General features: G+C 67.5%; 14 protein-coding genes and 1 tRNA gene. 9 read left to right on the top strand and 6 right to left on the bottom strand.

Features of this window, described 5'->3' with window-relative positions; translation table 11 throughout:
- The first annotated feature begins 112 nt into the window (after positions 1-112).
- The gene (locus IP69_RS08325; protein WP_210165942.1) at positions 113-853 is read left to right on the top strand and encodes an SGNH/GDSL hydrolase family protein; all 741 of its coding nucleotides are present in this window, start codon (positions 113-115) and stop codon (positions 851-853) included.
- 7 nt (positions 854-860) lie between these two features.
- Here the strand turns inward: IP69_RS08325 and IP69_RS08320 are convergent, their stop codons facing one another.
- On the bottom strand, positions 861-1,952 hold the full coding sequence (locus IP69_RS08320; RefSeq protein ID WP_054142355.1) for a ligase-associated DNA damage response exonuclease: 1,092 nt from the start codon (positions 1,950-1,952) through the stop codon (positions 861-863).
- Between the two features lie 23 nt (positions 1,953-1,975).
- Here IP69_RS08320 and IP69_RS08315 point away from each other — a divergent pair, with 23 nt between their 5' ends.
- Positions 1,976-2,935 (top strand): methyltransferase, encoded by a 960-nt coding sequence (locus tag IP69_RS08315; RefSeq protein ID WP_054142354.1) that lies wholly within the window; start codon positions 1,976-1,978, stop codon positions 2,933-2,935.
- A 241-nt stretch (positions 2,936-3,176) separates the two neighbouring features.
- On the opposite strand, the gene IP69_RS08310 is transcribed toward IP69_RS08315, so the two are convergent.
- The gene (locus tag IP69_RS08310; RefSeq protein ID WP_054142353.1) at positions 3,177-3,866 is read right to left on the bottom strand and encodes a metal-binding protein ZinT; all 690 of its coding nucleotides are present in this window, start codon (positions 3,864-3,866) and stop codon (positions 3,177-3,179) included.
- A 263-nt stretch (positions 3,867-4,129) separates the two neighbouring features.
- Between IP69_RS08310 and IP69_RS08305 the strand changes: the two genes are divergently transcribed.
- The 6 genes from IP69_RS08305 to IP69_RS08280 all read left to right on the top strand — a co-directional run bounded on the left by IP69_RS08305 (position 4,130) and on the right by IP69_RS08280 (position 10,530).
- Positions 4,130-6,628, top strand: a complete 2,499-nt coding sequence (locus IP69_RS08305; RefSeq protein WP_054142352.1) for a ligase-associated DNA damage response DEXH box helicase — start codon at positions 4,130-4,132, stop codon at positions 6,626-6,628.
- A 5-nt stretch (positions 6,629-6,633) separates the two neighbouring features.
- The gene (gene pdeM, locus IP69_RS08300) at positions 6,634-7,329 is read left to right on the top strand and encodes a ligase-associated DNA damage response endonuclease PdeM (protein WP_248306765.1); all 696 of its coding nucleotides are present in this window, start codon (positions 6,634-6,636) and stop codon (positions 7,327-7,329) included.
- A 249-nt stretch (positions 7,330-7,578) separates the two neighbouring features.
- A tRNA-Thr gene (locus IP69_RS08295) sits at positions 7,579-7,653 on the top strand.
- A gap of 299 nt (positions 7,654-7,952) precedes the next feature.
- A complete protein-coding gene (locus IP69_RS08290) occupies positions 7,953-8,756 on the top strand; it encodes a 5-oxoprolinase subunit PxpA (RefSeq protein WP_054142350.1) in 804 nt (267 codons plus the stop codon).
- The gene (locus IP69_RS08285) at positions 8,753-9,487 is read left to right on the top strand and encodes an allophanate hydrolase subunit 1 (protein ID WP_054142349.1); all 735 of its coding nucleotides are present in this window, start codon (positions 8,753-8,755) and stop codon (positions 9,485-9,487) included. Before IP69_RS08290 ends, IP69_RS08285 begins: the two co-directional genes overlap by 4 nt.
- Positions 9,484-10,530, top strand: coding sequence for a biotin-dependent carboxyltransferase family protein (locus IP69_RS08280; protein WP_054142348.1), 1,047 nt, complete (start codon positions 9,484-9,486; stop codon positions 10,528-10,530). Before IP69_RS08285 ends, IP69_RS08280 begins: the two co-directional genes overlap by 4 nt.
- A 115-nt stretch (positions 10,531-10,645) precedes the next feature.
- Here the strand turns inward: IP69_RS08280 and IP69_RS08275 are convergent, their stop codons facing one another.
- The 3 genes from IP69_RS08275 to IP69_RS08265 form a co-directional block, all read right to left on the bottom strand.
- Positions 10,646-11,839: a hypothetical protein gene (locus tag IP69_RS08275; protein ID WP_082359149.1), complete on the bottom strand. Its 1,194-nt coding sequence runs from the start codon at positions 11,837-11,839 to the stop codon at positions 10,646-10,648.
- A 280-nt stretch (positions 11,840-12,119) separates the two neighbouring features.
- Positions 12,120-13,391 carry an ABC transporter substrate binding protein gene (locus IP69_RS08270; RefSeq protein ID WP_054142347.1) on the bottom strand — a complete coding sequence of 424 codons (1,272 nt, stop codon included), beginning with the start codon at positions 13,389-13,391 and terminating at the stop codon, positions 12,120-12,122.
- A gap of 11 nt (positions 13,392-13,402) precedes the next feature.
- A complete protein-coding gene (locus IP69_RS08265; RefSeq protein ID WP_054142346.1) occupies positions 13,403-15,793 on the bottom strand; it encodes an MFS transporter in 2,391 nt (796 codons plus the stop codon).
- 232 nt (positions 15,794-16,025) lie between these two features.
- On the opposite strand from IP69_RS08265, the gene IP69_RS08260 reads away from it, so the two are divergent.
- Positions 16,026-17,564 carry an FAD-dependent oxidoreductase gene (locus IP69_RS08260; protein WP_197279753.1) on the top strand — a complete coding sequence of 513 codons (1,539 nt, stop codon included), beginning with the start codon at positions 16,026-16,028 and terminating at the stop codon, positions 17,562-17,564.
- Positions 17,565-17,648: 84 nt separating this feature from the next.
- On the opposite strand, the gene IP69_RS22490 is transcribed toward IP69_RS08260, so the two are convergent.
- Positions 17,649-18,881 (bottom strand): hypothetical protein, encoded by a 1,233-nt coding sequence (locus tag IP69_RS22490; RefSeq protein ID WP_054142344.1) that lies wholly within the window; start codon positions 18,879-18,881, stop codon positions 17,649-17,651.
- Positions 18,882-18,964 lie beyond the last annotated feature (83 nt).

The raw sequence follows: 18,964 nt of genomic DNA, 5'->3' as shown, positions 1-18,964 counted from the left end.
CGATCGGATGGTTGCGCCGCATCATTCAGTTTCCGTTCATGAAAGGGCCGGCAGGCTCATCCCCTTGTCGGGGGACTGACTGCTGATGCGCTTTGCGTTGCGAATGCTGGCCTTGAATGTCTTCGCAGCGGCGACGCTGGCGGGCGCAGCGCAAGCGGCCTCGTTTGTCTGCCGCGAAACGCCGATCGTGGACGCAACAGAGCGGCTGAGCGGGCTCGCCCCCAAGCTCGCGGCGGGCGGAAAACTTGAGATCCTTGCCATCGGCTCGTCCTCGACCGAGGGCGTCGGGGCCTCGACGCGCGACAAGAGCTATCCCTCGCGGCTGCAGGCCCTGCTGACGTCGGCCTGGCCGCGCGTTCAGGTCACGATCGCCAATGCCGGAATCGGTGGTGAAATCGCTCCGCAGACGCTGGTTCGCCTGAAGCAGACATTGACCGAGCGGCGCTATGACCTGGTGATCTGGCAGGTCGGCACCAACGACGCGGTCCGGGGCGGCGACATGGCCGCCTTCAAGGCGATGGTGAGCGACGGCATCGCCACCGTGCGACAGGCGGGCGTGAGCCTGGCCCTGCTCGACCCGCAGTTCTTTCCCGGCATCCGCGAACCTGCCCGCTACCGCGACTATGTCCAGGCGATCGGCGACATCGCCAAGGGCCAGAACGTTCCGGTGTTCACGCGCTACGAGACGATGCGCGAATGGCATGCCGCCGATGAACGCGGCTTCGCCGCCGCGCTCGCGCCCGACAGCTTCCATATGAGCGATGCCGGCTATGACTGCCTCGCCCGCGACATGGCCGCGGGGCTGGTGTCGCTGACCGCGACGGGCCGCCCCGTCGTGGCGCAGGGCCGATAACCCGGCATCAGACCGCGGTCGCATCGGCGGCCTCCAGCGACGCATCTGCTCCAGACGATTCCGTTTCGCCCTCATCGCCATAGCCGACGAGGTGCAGCGGCTTGGCCTTTAGGCCGACCGTGCCGCACCAATGGACAAGCGCCTCGGCTTCGCCATGGGTGACCCAGATCTCCCGGGCCTGCGTCTCCCGGATCGTGGCCTGGAGATCGTCCCAATCGGCATGATCGGAGACGATCAGGGGCAGTTCGACACCCTTCTGCCGCGCGCGGGCGCGGATGCGCATCCAGCCGGAGGCGAAGCTCGTCACGGGATCGGGGAATTTTCGGGCCCAGAGGTCCTGGATCGCGCTCGGCGGGCAGATGACGATCTCGCCGCCCAGGCTCTTGCGCTCGGCGGCGACCACCTTGCGGATCTCGCCGAGAACGGCCCCTTCGGACAGGTAGAAGTCCGTCAGTTTCTCCATCGCGCCATGGACATGGATCGGCCGCTCATAGCCGGCCTCGCGGATCAGGGCCATGACGCGCTGCGCCTTGCCCAGCGAGTAGGCGCCGACGATATGCGTCCGTTCGGGAAAGACCCGCACCGATTCCAGGAGCTTGGCGACCTCGCCATGGGCCGGCGGATGCCGGAAGACCGGCAGCCCGAAGGTCGCCTCGGTGATGAAGATGTCGCAGCGCACGGGCTCGAAGCCGGCGCAGGTCGGATCGCGCTCGCGCTTGTAATCGCCGGAGACCACGATCCGCAGGCCGCCGGATTCGACGACGATCTGGGCCGAGCCCAGCACATGGCCGGCCGGGACGAAGGTGAAATCGACCGCGCCGATCCGAACCGTCTCGCCGATCACCGCCTCCTGCCGCTCGCCCGTGAAGCCCTCGCCATAGCGCAGCGCCATGATCGCGAGCGTCTCGCGCGTCGCCAGCACGGCGCCATGGCCGGCGCGGGCATGGTCGGAATGGCCATGGGTGATCAGCGCCCGATCCACGGGCCGGACGGGGTCGATATAGATGTCGGCCGGCGGACACCACAGGCCGGCGGGCGTCGGAATCAGCAGTTCGGACGGTCGCAAGCTGCGTGCGGTGCGCGGTCTGGCCAGTATCATGCTCCTCAGATAAACCCTCGACCATGATCGAAAAGGCCTCCACCGCACATTTGGCCGGCTCGGGCGATCCGACGCTCGACCGGCGCTACGCCTGGGCGGAAGCCGCCTTCAAGGAGGGCGACGCTCAGGCCTGCGTCGAGATCCTCGACCAGACGCTGGCCCAGGCCTACCACTTCACCGCCGCCTGGCATCTCTACGGGCTGGCGCAGGAGGCGCTCGGCCACAAGGAAGAGGCTGCGACCGCCTGGCGGCAATGCCTCGATCTCGACCCCAACGATCATTTCGGGGCGCGACTCGACCTCGCCCGCATCGGCGCGATGGCTGCCGAGGACGCGACCTCCGAGAACTTCTCCGGAACCCTGTTCGACGCCTATGCCGAGCGCTTCGACAGCCATCTGACGCAGGCCCTGCACTACACCGCTCCCGCCCTGTTGAAGGCCGCGCTGGCGACATTCTGCGACAACGCCGACAGGGCCTTCCGGTTCGATACGGTGCTGGATCTCGGCTGTGGCACCGGCCTGATGGGCGAAGCCATTCGCGAACAGGCCGGCTTCCTCGCCGGCTGCGATGTCTCGCCCAGGATGATCGAGCGGGCGCGGGCGAAGACCACCGCCGCTAGCAGCCCGCTCTATGACAAGCTCGCTGTCGCGGGCCTGACCGCCTTCCTGTCGAGCCGTCCGGATGCCAGCGTCGATCTCATCCTCGCCGCCGATGTCTTCGTCTATCTCGGCGAATTGCGCCCGGCTTTCGCGCAAACGGCCCGTGTGCTGAAGCGCGGCGGGCTCTTCGCCTTCACCGTCCAGAGCCATGATGGCGAGGGCGTCGTCGTCGGGGCGGATCGGCGGTTCGCGCATGCGGAGGGCTGGTTGCGGGGGCGGCTGAAGGAAGCGGGGCTTCGACCTCTGCTCCTGGAGCCCGCCAGCACGCGGCAGGATCGTGACGTCGCCGTGCCTGGGCTGCTGGTGGTGACGGAGCGGCGGTGAGCCTCGCGAAGCCCCTCGGTCGGGCTGGATGACGGCGACGATCAGTGCGGCGGTGCGACGGAGATCCGTCCGCGCCGACGATGCCTTCAACGCAATCGAGCGGAGGGCCGGCTTCCGGATTTGGAGAAAGCCGGGCCAGCCCCGATCTCGATTCAGGTGGAAGCGGCACCGCGCGATGGAGGCATAACGGAAGGGCCGGCCATGCGCGGACGAGCGTTTGCGTGCATGGCCGCTGCCTCGCTCAATGGGCCAGCATCTCCTTGACGATTTGCTTTCCTGTCAGATCCGCTGGGTAATAAGTCGGCCAGTTGGTGAGTTCTTTCAGCAGCGCGGCACGGTCGTTGCCCCAATAGAGATGGTAATGATCCGCGATTTCCGGTGCGATCATGTGATCGCTGAACTGGATGAATTGCGGCGCCGCCTCATCGCCATCCGCCTTCCTGAAGACGAAGCGCACACCGCGATTGCCCTTCGGGTAGGTGAGGACCTCGTAGCCATCCGTCACATAATTGGCCTTGGCCGATTGCTTCCCGCGGGAAAAGCTCACGCTGCTGCCTGCGATAACGATCTTATCGACATCGGTCTTGTAGCCCGCTTCGTAGTAGGTCCGGTATTCACTGGCGCTCTTGCCACCGTGCTTCGCCTTCTCGGCAATGACCGGATCCAGAGTCCCGTCGAGCAGATAGGGGTAGACGGACTGCCACTCGCCTTCCCAGTCTTCGAGCGTGCGCGGCTTGACCTGATCGTCCTTGAAGTAGCCGTTATAGATCTCGCTGTTCGCGCCATGAGCGTGGCTGTGGCTGTGGTCGTGGGCATGATCGTGTCCCTTCGACTTGGCCCCGGCCGGCCCTGCGGCGACGAGGCTGCCTGCCAGGAGCACGGTGCAAGCCAAGGCAATCGCGCGAGCGGGTCTGGAGATGATCGTCAGCATGCGTCGTATCCTTTCAAGCGGGCTGCGAGGAGCCTCCATGAAATGTAATGATATAACATGTCAAGTTATAACGAAGCCGCTTGTTCCGAGCTTCGGGTGGGCGAAGCCATTCAGCCTGAGCGTGCGTGGCGCGGCTCCGCTCGCGGAGCAAGCCGGGGCGATCATCGCGCGCCACAGGACGAGCGCCGGAACGCACAGGCCATGACGAGCTCCACAGCCATTCCCCTTTCGTTCTCAGCCATCGCGCCTTATCTCTGGAGCCCATGGTTGCCCTCCCCGCCCTTCCGCCCGTCTTTGCCGGCTGGTTTGCCAGTCGGGGCTGGAGCGCGCGCCCGCATCAGCTCGCGCTGCTCGACGAGGCGCGGGCCGGGCGCTCGACCTTGCTTGTCGCCCCAACAGGCGCCGGCAAAACGCTGGCGGGCTTCCTGCCCTCGCTGGTCGAACTGACCGAGCGCCAGGCCGTGCCCGAAGCCAAACGCGAGGGGCTGCACACGCTCTACATCTCGCCGCTGAAGGCGCTCGCCGTCGATATCGCGCGCAACCTCGAGGCACCGATCCGCGAGATGGGTCTGCCGATCACGGTCGAGACCCGCACCGGCGACACCTCGGCTGCCAAGCGCACGCGCCAGATGCAGCGCCCGCCCGACATCCTGCTGACGACGCCTGAACAGCTCGCACTCCTGGTGTCGCACCGCGACGCGGCCCCCTTCTTCTCCAGCCTGCGCCGGATCGTGCTGGACGAACTGCATGCGCTGGTCACCTCCAAGCGCGGCGACCTGCTGTCGCTCGGTCTCGCCCGGCTGCGGGCGCTGGCGCCGCAAGTCAGCGCGGTCGGCCTCTCGGCAACCGTGCGCGAGCCGGCCGACCTGCAACGCTTCCTCGGCGGCAGCGACACGCCGGCCGGCCTCGTCACCGTCAAAGGCGGGGCGGCGGCCCGCATCGGCATCCTGCAGACGCAGACACGGCTGCCGATGGCCGGCCACACCACCGGCCATGCGATGGGCGCGATCTACGAGGCGATCAAGGCGCATAAGCTGACGCTGGTCTTCGTCAACACGCGCATGCAGGCGGAGTTCGCCTTCCAGGCGCTGTGGACCATCAACGACGACAATCTGCCGATCGCGCTGCATCACGGCTCGCTTGATGCCACCCAGCGCCGCAAGGTCGAGGCGGCGATGGCCGAGGGTCGGCTGAAGGCCGTGGTCTGCACCGCGACGCTCGATCTCGGAATCGACTGGGGCGATGTCGATCTCGTCGTCAATATCGGCGCACCCAAGGGTGCGAGCCGGCTGATGCAGCGCATCGGCCGCTCCAACCACCGCATGGACGAGCCCTCGCAGGCGCTGCTGGTGCCCTCCAACCGCTTCGAGCTGCTGGAGTGCCGCGCCGCGCTCGATGCCGTCGCCGAGGCTGCGCAGGACACGGCGGATGCTCGCATCGGCGCGCTCGACGTGCTGGCCCAGCATGTGCTCGGCGTCGCCTGCTCGGACGGCTTCGAGGCGGATGCGCTCTATGCCGAGGTCTGCACCGCCTCGCCCTATGCCGGGCTGGCGCGGGCGGATTTCGATGCGGTGGTGCATTTCGTCGCGACCGGCGGCTATGCGCTGAAGAGCTACGAGCGTTTCGCCAAGCTGCGCCAGGACAAGGCCGGACATTGGCGCGCCAGCGATGCCCGGATCATCCAGCAATATCGGATGAATGTCGGCACGATCGTCGAATCGACCATGCTCAAGGTCCGACTCGGGCGGGGACGGGCCGGCAAGCCCGGCCAGCCCTCCCAGGTCACCCGCGGCGGGCGGGTGCTGGGCGAGGTCGAGGAGTATTTCGCGGAGACGATGACGCCCGGCGACACCTTCATCTTCGCCGGCGAGGTCCTGCGATTCGAGGGCATCACCGAAAACGAGGCCGTCTGCTCGCGCGCGCCACCCGGCACCGACCCCAAGATTCCGTCCTATGCCGGCGGCAAATTCCCGCTCTCGACCTTTCTCGCCGCCCGGGTGCGCGCCATGCTGGCCAACCCGAAGGAATGGGACAGCCTGCCCGAGGAGGTCTCGTCCTGGCTGCATGCCCAGCGCCTGAAATCGCGCCTGCCCCAGCCCGGCGAATTGCTGGTCGAGACGTTTCCGCGCGGGGGGCGGTTCTATCTCGTCGCCTATCCCTTCGAGGGCCGCCTCGCCCACCAGACGCTCGGCATGCTGCTGACGCGGCGCCTGGAGCGCGCGAAGATGCGGCCGCTCGGCTTCGTCTGCAATGATTACGGCATGGCCTGCTGGTCTCTTGGCGACATGTCGGCGGCGATCGCGCGCGGGAGCCTGAGCCTCGACGACCTGTTCGCGCAGGACATGCTCGGAGACGACCTCGAGGAGTGGTTGGCGGAATCGGCGCTGATGAAGCGCACCTTCCGGCAATGCGCGGTGATCGCCGGGCTGATCGAGCGGCGCTTTCCCGGGCAGGAGAAGAACGGCCGGCAGGTCACGATGTCGACCGACCTGGTTTACGACGTGCTGCGGCGGCACGAGCCCGAGCATGTGCTGCTCAAGGCCGCACGTGCGGATGCGGCAACGGGCTTGCTCGACATCCAGCGACTGGGCCAGATGCTGACACGAATCAGCGGCCATATCGTGCATCAGCCGCTCACCCATGTTTCGCCGCTGGGCGTCTCCGTCATGCTCGAGATCGGGCGAGAGACGGTCTATGGCGAGGCGGCCGACGAGATCCTGGCGGAGGCCGAGGCGATGCTGACAGAAGAGGCGATGGCGTGAACGCAGTGGCGGGCGATATCACGGGCAGCCCGGTCTTCCTGCTGGGGCGGCTTGCCGTGGTGCCGGATCTGTCGGGGGCGCTCTGGCTGCCGGACGAGCGCACGCTCGTCGTCGCCGATCTGCATCTGGAGAAGGGCTCGTCCTATGCCACGCGCGGCATCTTCCTGCCGCCCTATGATTCGACCGCGACGCTGGCCCGCCTGGCGGCGGCGATTCACCGTCACCAACCGGCGCGCATCATCGCGCTCGGCGACAGCTTTCACGACCGCGCCGCCGAAATCCGGCTCTGCGCGGATAATCGCGCGACGCTGAAAGCGCTGCAGGCCGGCCGCGACTGGATCTGGGTGACCGGCAATCACGATCCGCATATCAGCGGGGCGATGGGGGGAGACACCGCAGCGACAGTGGATCTTTGCGGCGTCACGCTGCGCCATGAGCCCGATGAGGGCGAGACGGGTTTCGAGATCGCAGGTCATCTCCACCCTGCCGCAAAGGTGCGGATGCGCGGGCGGGCGCTGAGGCGGCGCTGCTTCGCGCTGTCGCCCCAGCGCTGCGTCATGCCGGCGATGGGCGCCTATGCCGGTGGTCTCAACTTGCGGGACGCCGCCTTCGGACCGCTGCTGGGCCAAGGGTTCAGTGCCCATCTGCTCGGCGATGCAAGGCTGTTTCGCATCGATCCGCGCCTCCTGCTGCCCGACTGAGGCTGACCGGTCCGGCATCGCCATTCTATCCTTGTCGCCTGGCATGTGTTGGGTTGCCCTTGCCGCCTTGCGCAGGTGCGCAAACCGCTTCGCTGGCAGCTGGCAACGGCCTGCCCAGCATTATCGTCGCGCCGGATGACGACATGGGTTGCGTCCGCCCGGGGCTTGTGGCATCAGGACGCCGCTTCGGAACGACGCCCGCCTGTCCCTCGCCTTCGGCGACCGCCAGATGCAAAGGCCGACGATCCTGCTGCGGTAGCTCAGTGGTAGAGCACACCATTGGTAATGGTGAGGTCGAGAGTTCAATCCTCTCTCGCAGCACCAGCCCATCTCCTTGATGAGGCTGAGAGTCTTGACGGCAAAGGGCTTCTGTCCATTCTGACGTTACAAACGCTGTTACAAAGCCGAGCCTTATCGGCCGAGTCGAGTGTGCGGGACTTGGTATCTGCCCAGGCCGAGCGACCGGCTCAAGGCATCCTCGTGCGCCTGCCTCACCCGCCTACAGCCCTCCACCGGCGCAGCGCTCTCTTGCCCGACAGGCTCTATCTCCCCATCCGCTGATCGTCTTATGGTCACTGACGGCTGGCCGGGTATCGGGCTCGTGGCGGGGCTGGGGTGAGCGCATGACGACGATCGATCTCAATTCGGATCTGGCCGAGGGATATGGTGCCTATCGCTGCGGCGATGACGAGGCGATGCTGTCGATCGTGACCTCGGCCAATGTCGCCTGCGGCCTGCATGCCGGCGATCCCGAGATCATGGCCCGTGCCTTCGCGGTCGCGCGCGAGCGCGGTGTGGCAGTCGGGGCCCATCCGGGCTTTCCCGATCTCTGGGGCTTCGGCCGCCGGCGAATCCCGTTTTCGACCGGCGAGATCGAGCGTCTCGTCGCCTACCAGATCGGTGCGGCCGCAGCTCTTGCTGCCTATGCAGGCCACAAGATCACCTATGTGAAGCCGCATGGCGCGCTCGGCAACATTTCGTGCGAGGAGCGCCCGGTGGCCGATGCGATCGTGCGCGCCATCAGGGCGGTCGATCCCACCCTGTGCCTGCTGGCCACAGCGCTGACGGCGCAGGTCGCGGCCGGCGAGGCGGCGGGGCTGACCGTTCATCAGGAGATCTTCGCCGATCGCGGCTACACCGAAGAGGGGCAGCTGGTTGCGCGCCACCTGCCGGGAGCGATGATCAGCGACGCACAGGAAGCCGCCGACCGCGTGGTCGCGATGGTGCGCGAGGGCGCGCTGATCACGCTGTCGGGACGGCGACTGCCGACGCCGATCCGCTCGATCTGCGTGCATAGCGATTCGAGCCATGCGGTGGAGATGGCAAGGCGGGTCCGTGCTGCGCTGGAGGAAGCCGGTATCGCGCTTGCGCCCTTCGCACCGGCCACGCTCGCCCCCGTCCCCCGCGCAGCCGCCGCCTCCGCATGAGCGCCGATGCCGGTGCCGGCCCCGTCTTTCTCGATGCGGGCGAATCCGCGCTCGTGGTCGAGTTCGGCCGCAGCGTCGATCCCGCGATCAGCGACCGGGTGCTGGCGCTGGACGCCGCTCTGGCCGCCGACCCGCCCGAGGGCCTGCGCGAGCTGGTGCCGACCTATCGCTCGCTGATGATCCATTACGACCCGCTGGTGCTCGACCGGGCGCAACTCGTCGCGCGCGTCGAAGAGCAAATGGCGGCCCCGGCACAGCAGGTGCGGGCCGCCGCGTCATGGACTGTGCCCTGCTGCTACGACCTGCCCCATGGCGAGGATCTGGCCGAGTTGGCCGCGCTGATGGGCCTGAGCCCGGCGCAGGCTGCGAGCAGCCATGCCAGGGGGCGCTACCGCGTCTACATGTACGGGTTCTCGCCGGGCTTCACCTATCTCGGCGGCCTGCCCGAGGAGATCGCGGTGTCGCGCCGCACGACGCCGCGACCGCCGCATGACACCAAGGCCGTGCTGGTCGGCGGGGGATTGAGCGCAATCGCGAGCTTTGCAATGCCGACAGGGTGGTATGTCGTCGGCCGCACGCCCGAGCGGCTCTACGCCCCCGAGCGCGCCAATGCCTTCCTGTTCGAGCCCGGCGACTCCTTACGCTTCGAGCCGATCGACCCCGACACTTTCGCCCAGCTCGAGGCGCGGGCGGAAAGCGGCGAGATCGTCGCCCGCCGGACGGCGTCATGACGGGGTTGCGGGTGCTCGCGGCCGGGCCAGGCGTCACCATCCAGGATGGCGGCCGGCACGGCTCTCTGCGCTATGGCGTGACCGTTGCAGGCCCGATGGACCCGCTGGCCCATGCGCTCGCCAACCGCGCGCTCGGCAACGAACCCGATGCCGCGGCCATCGAAATCTCGCTCGGCGGGATCGAAATCACTGCCGAAGACCGGCCGCTGACCTTCGCCGTCGCCGGCGGCGCCTTCCAGATCACGCTGGACGGCCAGGTCCTGCCGGGCGCTTGCGTCGCATCGCTCGAGCCGGGCGCGACGCTGAAGCTGCGCGCCGGGCCTGCCGGGGTCTGGTGCTATCTCGCCGTCTGCGGCGGGATCGACGTGCCGCCGGTTCTGGGCTCGCGGGCCACCCATGGCCGCACGCGCATGGGCGGCCTTGAAGGGCGCATGCTGCAGGCCGGCGACCGGCTGCGCACCGCTGCACCAGCGGGCACCGGCATCGCGACGGGCGCCATCCTCGCCCCGCTGCTCGAGCGGCCACCGGAGGCCATTCGCGTGCTGCTGGGTCCGCAGCACGACTATTTCGCGGCGGATCAAATCGAAGCCTTCCTGACGGGCCCCTGGACGATCTCCATACGCGGCGACCGCATGGCCTGTTTTCTCGAAGGGCCGAAGCTCACGCACCGGCTGGGCTTCAACATCCCCTCCGACGGCGTCGCCATGGGCGCCATCCAGGTGCCGGGCGAAGGCCTGCCGATCGTGCTGATGGCCGATCGGCAATCGACCGGCGGCTATCCCAAGATCGCAACCGTCATCGGCGTCGATCTCGGCCGGCTCGCCCAGGCAAGGCCCGCCACGCAGATTCGCTTCCAAGCGGTGTCGCATGCGCAGGCCGTGCAGGCGCTGGCGGAAGAACGCGCTTTCCTTGCCGGCGCGATCCTGGTCGAGCCGCTCACCCGCAGGACGTTCAGCTCCGACTTTCTGCTGGGGCTGACGCTGGTCGATGGCTGGATCGACGCGCTGCGGCCATGCCTTGAGCTCAAGCCGCCTCCTCGATGAAGGTTGCGACGAAGCGGACGCGCTCGCTCTGGCGTGCCGTGCCGGTCTTGGCGAAGAGACGCTGAAGATGGGTGCGGACGATAGCTCCGATATGGCGACGTGCGCGCTGTCGTCGCTACTGAGCTCCCGCCAGACGGCCGATAACCTCGTGCCGGTCAGTCAAAAGCCGGTCGATCCGGTTGGCGAAGATCGACAGGATCAGGTCATCATAGCTCATGCCCTGCTGGTCGAGGCCTATGCTGACCAGACTGGTCAGGCCCGGTGCCGGCGCCTTCAGGTCGGGCTTCGGATTGGCTTCCAGCACGAACATGTTGCCATCGGCATCGGCGCGAATGTCGAGCCGGATCAGGGTCTCGACCCCGAACTCTGCAAACACAGACCGGGCTAGCCGCGAAAGCTGCGTCCATTCGGCGCGATCGTGCGCGGGGTCCAGCAGCCGCGCCCGGTCCTCGCTGATCGGCTTGACGTCCATCGAGGTGAAAATCTTCTCGCCCGGCGCCAGCCGTCGCTCCAGCGCGGAGAAGACGAGGGGCTCGGACTCCTTCGAGAGAACCCCGCCGCGCGCCACCACCGGTCCGCAGATGGCGACGCAGTATTCGGCCCCCCCGAGATAGCGCTCGACCAGCACTGGCGCCCCGGTGATGCCGGTGACGGTTGCGATGGCGTCACGCAGCTGCACGATGCTGTCGACGAAGGTGACGTGCAAGGATGCGCGCCCCGAGACCGGCTTGACGATGAAGGGGCCGCGATAGGGACCAAATACCCTCTGGAATCCGGCATCCTGGGTCGGGCAAAAGGGCCGGAGCGACGGACGCACCAGGAGCGACGGAGCGGTTGGGATGCCGGCGGCGACGAGCTGCTGCTTGAACAGATGCTTGTTGTCGAGGATGCCGGCCAGCAGCGGCTCATGCCCGACATAAGGCAGGCCCAGCATCTCGAACATCGCCGGCGTATGCGTGATCGCCGATGCGCCCTGGACCCCGGCTGTATTCAGCCAAGCCATGTGGGTGACGCTGGCGCGTAAGCTCCCGAGCAGGGTCATGTCGTCGGCCATCACTTCGATCGGTGCGCGGCAGCCGAGGCGCCCCATCGCGGCCGCGATATCCTGCGCAACCGGTCGGTAGCTCTTCCAGGAGCGCTGATTGCCCGCGACGCCGAGAACCGCGCCATCGACCGTCTTGTCGCCGCCATGGATGACGGCCAGGCGCAGGCGGCGAAACAGGATTTCGATCTGTCGGTTGAGGGCGATGGGCTCGAGAGAGCGTGCGGCGACCGCCGTCGCGCTGACCACATTGGCATGAATCGGCATTGTAGGCCCCCCGGCGTAACTGACGCGCGATGCATCTGACAGCGACGACCAATAGAGCGGGAGGATTATGCTGCGCCCTAACGAGGATCGTTAATAAAAAATCCCGGCAAAACAACAACATACAGGGAAAAGAAAAGCTGAATCCAAACGTTCCGAAGCGAGCGATCACCCTCAGACATTGGCAAGGTTCGGCCGTCGGCATTGGTGCGCAACCCTGATGTTAAGCCCTTGGGCGGCCATGGCAGAAAGCCGCGTCGGGCGACCAGGGTCGGCCCGGCGTCTACTGGCCCGGACGGGCGCTGGCCTTGCCGTCGAGGCGCACCAGGCTGCCCTCATAGTCGAAGATCGTGCCGGCGGCCGCGAAGATCGACAGCGGGATCGAAGCCCCCGCATCGCGGACCTTGCGGAAATTGATCGACATGTCGGGCGGGGTGACGACCCCGACCTTCATCTGGCCGACCTCGCTGCGGCCGGTCAGGACGTCGCTGGCATAGAGCGCGGCGAGCTGGGCATTGGATTCGAAGCTGATGCCGATCGACAGCATCGCGCTCTCGCCGCCTTCGCGCACGATGTCGGGGACGACGCTGAGAACAGCGGCCCGGCCGGCATGGGCATTGATCGTCGCGATCTCGCGAAACACCGCCGTGCTGCCCGTCACCCAGAAGACGCTCGATCCCAGCCCGGGATCGCGGGCTTCCATGGCCTCGGTGGCCGCCTTCACCAGCGGGGCGAGCTCGGCCTTCGCCTGGGCGGCGTCCTTGACGGTCAGCTCGAGGACCGAGATGCCGCGCGCCCTCGCATAATCGACGACGGGCTTGGCCTGTGTCTCCATCGCGCTGACATTGGCGCCGTCGGCAATGACGGCGATCGATTTCAGCTGCGGTTTCAATGCCGCGACATAGGCCATCTGAACGTCGATCGGCACATTCAGCGAGGTGAAGGCGAAATTGACGCCCGAGCCGCGGTCATAGGCGGGCGCCTGCCCCAGCAGGACAGGATCCTTCGAGCACACGGTGACGACCGGCAGCCGGCCGCCCTTGTAGTGGTCCCAGAGCCAGGCGGTGCTTTCCGACCCCATGGCCAGGATCAGGTCGACCTGCTCGTCCTCGGCCTGTTTCAGCACTGATCGGCCGCGGGCATCGTCGTTCTGGAAATTGACGACGGTCAATTCCACGGACAGCAGCTTGTTGGCGAAGACCGACAGGATTTTCGAGATCGCGATATCGTAGGCCGAGGACGGTCGCGGGTAGACCACCATGACCTTTTTTGGTCGCGTCTCGGCAGTGGCGTCCCGGGCACTGATGCGCACTTCCAGCGGGTTACCCGGGGTGGGGAGGATGCGCCAGAGCTCGCGCGTCGCTTCGGTGACCTTGAACCAGGCCTGATGGCTCACCGCAGCGTCTTCGCCGAGGGGCCTGGTCTGCGTCGCAGCCGGCGCGGGGCCCGTCTGTGCCTGAGCGGGGCCCGCTCCCGCCATGTGCGCGCCGAGAATGAGGCAGCAGGTCAGGGCGCCGACGATCGCGGCGCGGTGGGTCGGTTTCGGTGCTGCCATGGCAGGTCCTCTCACGCGGCCGACGGGTGGGTTCGCGCCACGGGCGCCGTCCGTCCCGCGGTGTAAAACAGCAGGGCCATGATCAGGATGCCGAGGCCGATCGCCGCAAACGCGCTCCAGGACACGCCCATCACGGCGAAGATCTGCATCATCGCGACCGGACCCATGACATGGCCGATGCGCTCCAGCAGACGATAGGTCGCCGCCGCGCTTGTCGCGCCGACGATGCCTGCCGCGGCCGTATCGGCGACATGGGTCACGATCGGCGCGTTGATGAAGCCATGCGCGATGCCGATGGTGACGACACCGGCGACGACGAGCACCGTCACCGGCGACGCCGCGACATCCCAGGCCATCAAGACGGAAAGCCCGGGGCTCGCGATCAGGAACAGGCCCAAAGCGGTCAGGCAGGCGCCCTGGAACAGCAGGCTGCGGGTGTCGGCGGTCCTGTCCGCCCGCGCCGAGGCCAGCTGCGAGGCGAGGATCACCGCGCCGGCATAGAGCATCGTGATCTGGCCGATATCCTCCTTGGCATAGCCCAGCTGCGCCAGCATCAGCGGCAGGCCCAGCAGCACGATGCCGGTCAGGACCGCCTTTGCGGGAATGCCGATCAAGAGGGCGGTTCGCGCGAAGGCCCCGTCGCGCATCAGGGCCCCGATATCCCGCCAGAGCGACGAAGCCCGCGATGTCGCAGCTGCCGCCGACCGCGTCGCGGGCAGCGCCAGCGCGACATAAAGCGCAGTCGCCGCGGCGACGATGGCCGCGAGCCGGAACACACCGGCTGACTCGATCGACGAGACCAGGAGCGAGCCGATCGCCATCCCCGCGATCATGCCGGCCTGGAAGCCGAACACGATGATGCTGCCCGCCCGCGTTCGCCGCGCCTGAGACGAGTTGGTCAGCACGAAAGCCTGGGTGCCGATGAAGAGGATGCCCTGGCCGATGCCCGAAAGCGCGCGCGCCAGCACCGCCGACTGGAAGTCGAGATGAACCGCCATCAGTGTCATGCCGATCGCCGACAATGCGAGACCGACGACCATCAGGCTGCGGGCCGAGGCGCGTCGTTCCAGGCGCCCGGCGGCAACCAGCGCCAGGGCGAAGGTCAGATAGTAGATCGTGAACGGCGCCGAGGCCCAGGCTTTCGACAGCCCCGCCGCTAGCGTGGCCGCCTGGATCATCTGCGGCAGGAACGCATAGCTCAGATGCTCGGAGAACACCGCCAGGAAGAAGGCCGGCTTGAGCAGGTCGATGGCGAAGGCCTTGGCCTCGTCATCCGATGCCTCGCGGCCGATCCGGCTGCGCTTCTGGAATGCATGGACGAGGCCGACGAACAGCGCGGCGAAAAGCCCCGACGCGACGAGCAGCGCACTGAAATTCTTCGTGCTGCGCAGGACCTGCGCGAACACCACGTCGCGCGGCAGCGCCACGCGGATCTGGATCCGCGCGGTGCCGTCGGGCGAGAGATCGGCGGCGAACTCGTAATCGGTCGAGCGGTGGTCCCAGGCCACGCCCTCGCGCGCGGCTTCCGTATGCACCAGCACGCGGCCATCGACGATGAGGGCGGCTGCCCGGATATCGGGGTTGGCTTGGCGGTATTCGTCGAGAAGCGGCCCAATGCCGGTGATGTCGGCAAAGCTGAGATTGAAGGCGACGATGTCCTCGAGCCGTTGACCCAGGCTGTCGGCCAGCGATTTGGCCCGGCCCTGCATCGCTTCGGAATAGGTCGCGACCAGCGTGCCCACGACCAGCGTCGCCGTCACCGCGAACGCCGCGATAAAGCCGATCCCGATCCAGCGCAGACGCGCCGGCCCGTCCTGGCGGGGAAACAACAGCACCACAGACAGGGCAAAGACTGCCGCCGCCAGCATCGCCCAGCCCAGCAGGGGCTTGAACGCCGCCTCGACCTGGGCCGCGATCAGGGCCCTTGGCGTGACGAGCACCACATGGCCGATCCGCTCGAACCGATCGTCAAGCGGCAAGACGACCCGGATCTGCTCGGCAGTGATCGCAATGTCGGCGATACGGCCGTCGCCGGGTCGCGCCTGCGACCCGAACCGCGCGCCCGCCGGCCCCGCGGCGAAAACGCGATCGCCGGAGGCCGTATACACGGCAACCGATTCGACCAGCCTGTCGCCTTCGAGGATCGGCTCGACCAACCCGGCGAAACCGACGAAATGGCGCAGCGGCAGCCCCGGGCGGGTAAAGCCCTCAAGCGCGTTTTGGACGACCTGGCCCTGTGCGACCATCTTCTCGGAATGGAAGCGCTCCATCGTCCGCCGTGCGTCTTCGAAAGCGACATACAGCAGCAGCAGCAGCGAGAGGGCGGCAACCAACCCCAGAGTCGCAGCCTCGACGGCGCGTCGCTTGAGCGGCAGATCAGCGCGCGTCGATCCCGTCGCCATCCTGAAGATCCGTTACCCCTTGGCGGCAGGCCGCATGCGTCGCATGGCGAGCCCACGCCGGAGAAGCGACCGGCGGAGTCCGCATCGGGCAGACCATGCCGCCAAGCTTTTAAGAATGCGTATCGGCGGGCCCCGGCGGGATGGCGCGCCAGTGCGCCCGAGAGCCATTGACCGCGCGGACCGGCATCGAGATAGGGACACGCAGCCGATCCGGGCATGCGGGGTGCGATTCGTGGCGACCGATGGAAGCGTATCCCCTCCCCAGTCGCCGGCGCGGTGGCAGCCGGACGCCCTCGCGCCGTTTCTCGCCGCCTGCGCCGCCGCGATCGGAGACGGGCAGGTTTCGGTCTCGCCAGCCGATCTCGCCGATTGGAGCCTCTGCACCTTTCCGTGGGACGCACGCCCGCTGGCTGTGCTCAGCCCCGGCAGTGCCGAGGAGACGGTGGAATGCCTGCGCCTGGCCGGCCTGCATGGCTGCCCGCTGCATCCGGTCAGCCGCGGCCGGTCCTGGGGGCTCGGCTCGCGCAGCCCGCCGCGCGATGCGGTCATGCTCGACCTGTCGAGACTGAACCGTATCCTCGACATCGACCCGGTCTACGGCACCGTGCGGGTCGAGCCCGGCGTCACCTTCGCCCAGCTGCAGGATGAGCTGACCGCGCGCGGTTCGACGTTCCATGTCCCGTCCTTCGGCGGCCCTCCCGGGGCCAGCGTGCTGGCCAATGCGCTCGATCGCGGCGAAGGCTCGGGAACATTTGGCGATCGTTTCGGACAGCTTTGGGATCTCGATATCGGGCTGACGACCGGCGAGCGGCTGCGCACCGGTTATGGCCGCTTCGAGAATGCGCGGCTGGCGCCGGTGCATGCCCGGCCGGTGGGACCGCTGATCGAGGGCCTGTTCAGCCAGGCGAGCTTCGGCTGCGTGCTTTCTGGCTGCCTCGGGCTCGCCCCCACCGCGCTACATGGCTGCTACATCGCCTTCGAGATCGGCCTGTCAGACAAGCTTCCGGCCTTTGTCGAGGCGTTCAAAAACCTGATCCGCGACCGCGTCGTCGATTACCACGATGCCTTTTTCTGGGACGGCGCCAAGCGTATCGCCTCGGACGGAATCGCCGCCGATCTGCCGGAGCCGCCGCCGCCCCAGGCCTTCGAGGAATGGCTGGCGACGATCTCGATCAGCGCCAATCACGCCATGATCCTCGACTGCAAGAAGGCGATCGTCATCCAGACGCTGCTGCCCTTCTGCGATTCGTTCACGATCGACGAGGATGGCGAGCCGGGCTCGCGCAACTCCGGCCTGCGCGGCTTCAGCGACGGCGGCAATGTCACCAGCTGCTATTGGGCCAAGCAGTCCCTGCCGGACGGCCCGCTCAACCCCGACCGGGACCGCTGCGGCTTTCTCTGGCTGTGCCCGGTCATCCCGCTGGAAGGCGCGGCGCTGGCGCGCATGGCCGAATTGACCCAGGCCACCGCCAAGCAGTTCGAGATCTTCATCATGGCCGGGGCGGAGGCAGCGACGGAACGCGCCTGCCACGGCTATGTCTCCTTCGCCTGGGATCGTGACACAGCGGGCGCCGATGCAAAGGCCATGGCGGCCCATGCGGCGCTGATGGAGGCCTTCACCAGCGAGGGTTTCCACCCTTACCGGCCCACTCTGCCAGCCACGGCAGCCGCCGCGCCCTCGCAGGGCGATTGGGCAGCGGTGGTGCGGCGTCTTCGCAACGCGCTCGACCCTGCAGGGGTGCTGGCCGCCGGCAGGGTCGCGGATCTGTGACGGCCAGGCGCGGCCGGGGTTAACCCGGTCGCGCCTGTCTGATGCGAGGGAAAGGCGATCGGCTCTCGCGAGCCGATCAGGCCCTCACCACTTCTTCTTGATCTTCTTGAAGGCGTTGCCGACCTTCTTGGCGGCGTCGGCAGCAGCCTTGGCAGCCGATTCGGCAGCGGCCTTGGCCTGGGCGGCGGCCTTATCGGCCGCGGCCTTGGCATCGGCGGCGGCCTTTTCGGCGGCAGCCTTGGCGGTGGCGGCAGCCTTGTCAGCAGCGGCCTTGGCGTCAGCGGCAGCCTTGGTGGCGGCGGCCTTGGCATCGGCGGCGGCCTTGTCGGCCACGGCCTTCGCGTCAGCCGCTGCCTTGTCGGCCATGGCCTTGGATTCGGCGGCGGCCTTGTCGGCGGTCGCCTTCGCTTCGGCGCCGACCTTGGTGCCGACATCCTTGCCGACGTCGCCGACCTTCATGGCGGCATCCGTCGCGCCCGGGGTCAGCGCCTTGACGCCATCCTGCGCATATGGGGTCAGCGCCTTGACGCCGTCCTGCGCATATTTCGTATCGACGGTCATGCCGACATCGAGCTTGACGCCGACCAGCAGCGCGACGTCGCCGCTCACGCCCACGCTGATCTTGCCATTGTCGTAGCCGGCATTGCCGCCGCCACCGACACCCGCCATCTCGCCGATGCCGACACCGGCGCCGGCCTGGCCCGAACCGACGTTCTTGACGCCGGCGCCCGAGGTATAGCCGACCTCGACGCCATGACCGGTGAAGGCGCTGCCTTCGCCAGCCGCGCCATAGGCGCCGTTACCATGCTGAACGTTGGCGCTGCCTTCGGCATAGGTGCCGCTCTTGGCCGTCGCCTCGACGCCGGCATTGACCGAAACGCCGCCGGCGCCGACCTTGCCCTCCGCCGCGACGGTCGCATACATCACCGAACCGGCCGCGAAGCTGGCGCCGGTCTCGTTGGACGTGTGGTGCACTTCCACCGAGACGCCCGACTTCACGCCGGCTTCAGCGGAGACCGAGCCGCTGGCCGGGCCTGCCGTGCCATGCGCTTCGCCGCCGACGCTGGCCTGCGAACCCGACGAGAAGCCGTAAGTCCCGCCGCTGGACGTGATCGTGGTTCCCGAAGAGGCCGAAGCGTAGCCCGAAGCTCCGTTTTGGGCATTGCCCGTGCTGTCGGCGACGGCCGCCATGGCAACGCCAGAACCGGAGCCATCATCGACCTTGGTCTGGGCGTTGCCGCCGGAAACGGCCTTCAGGACATGCTTGGGCAGGGCGTCTTCGTACTGCTTCAACTTCAGGGCCGACTGGCGTGCCATGTGTATTCCCCCAATGACAAAACGTCATGACGTCTTATTAGCGGGAAGTGTGTTGTCTTTTGCTTAGGACATGCGGTTAAAAT

Source organism: Allobosea sp. AAP35, assembly GCF_001295925.1.
Classification (GTDB): Bacteria; Pseudomonadota; Alphaproteobacteria; order Rhizobiales; family Beijerinckiaceae; genus Allobosea.
This window is presented reverse-complemented; position numbering and strand designations above follow the sequence as displayed.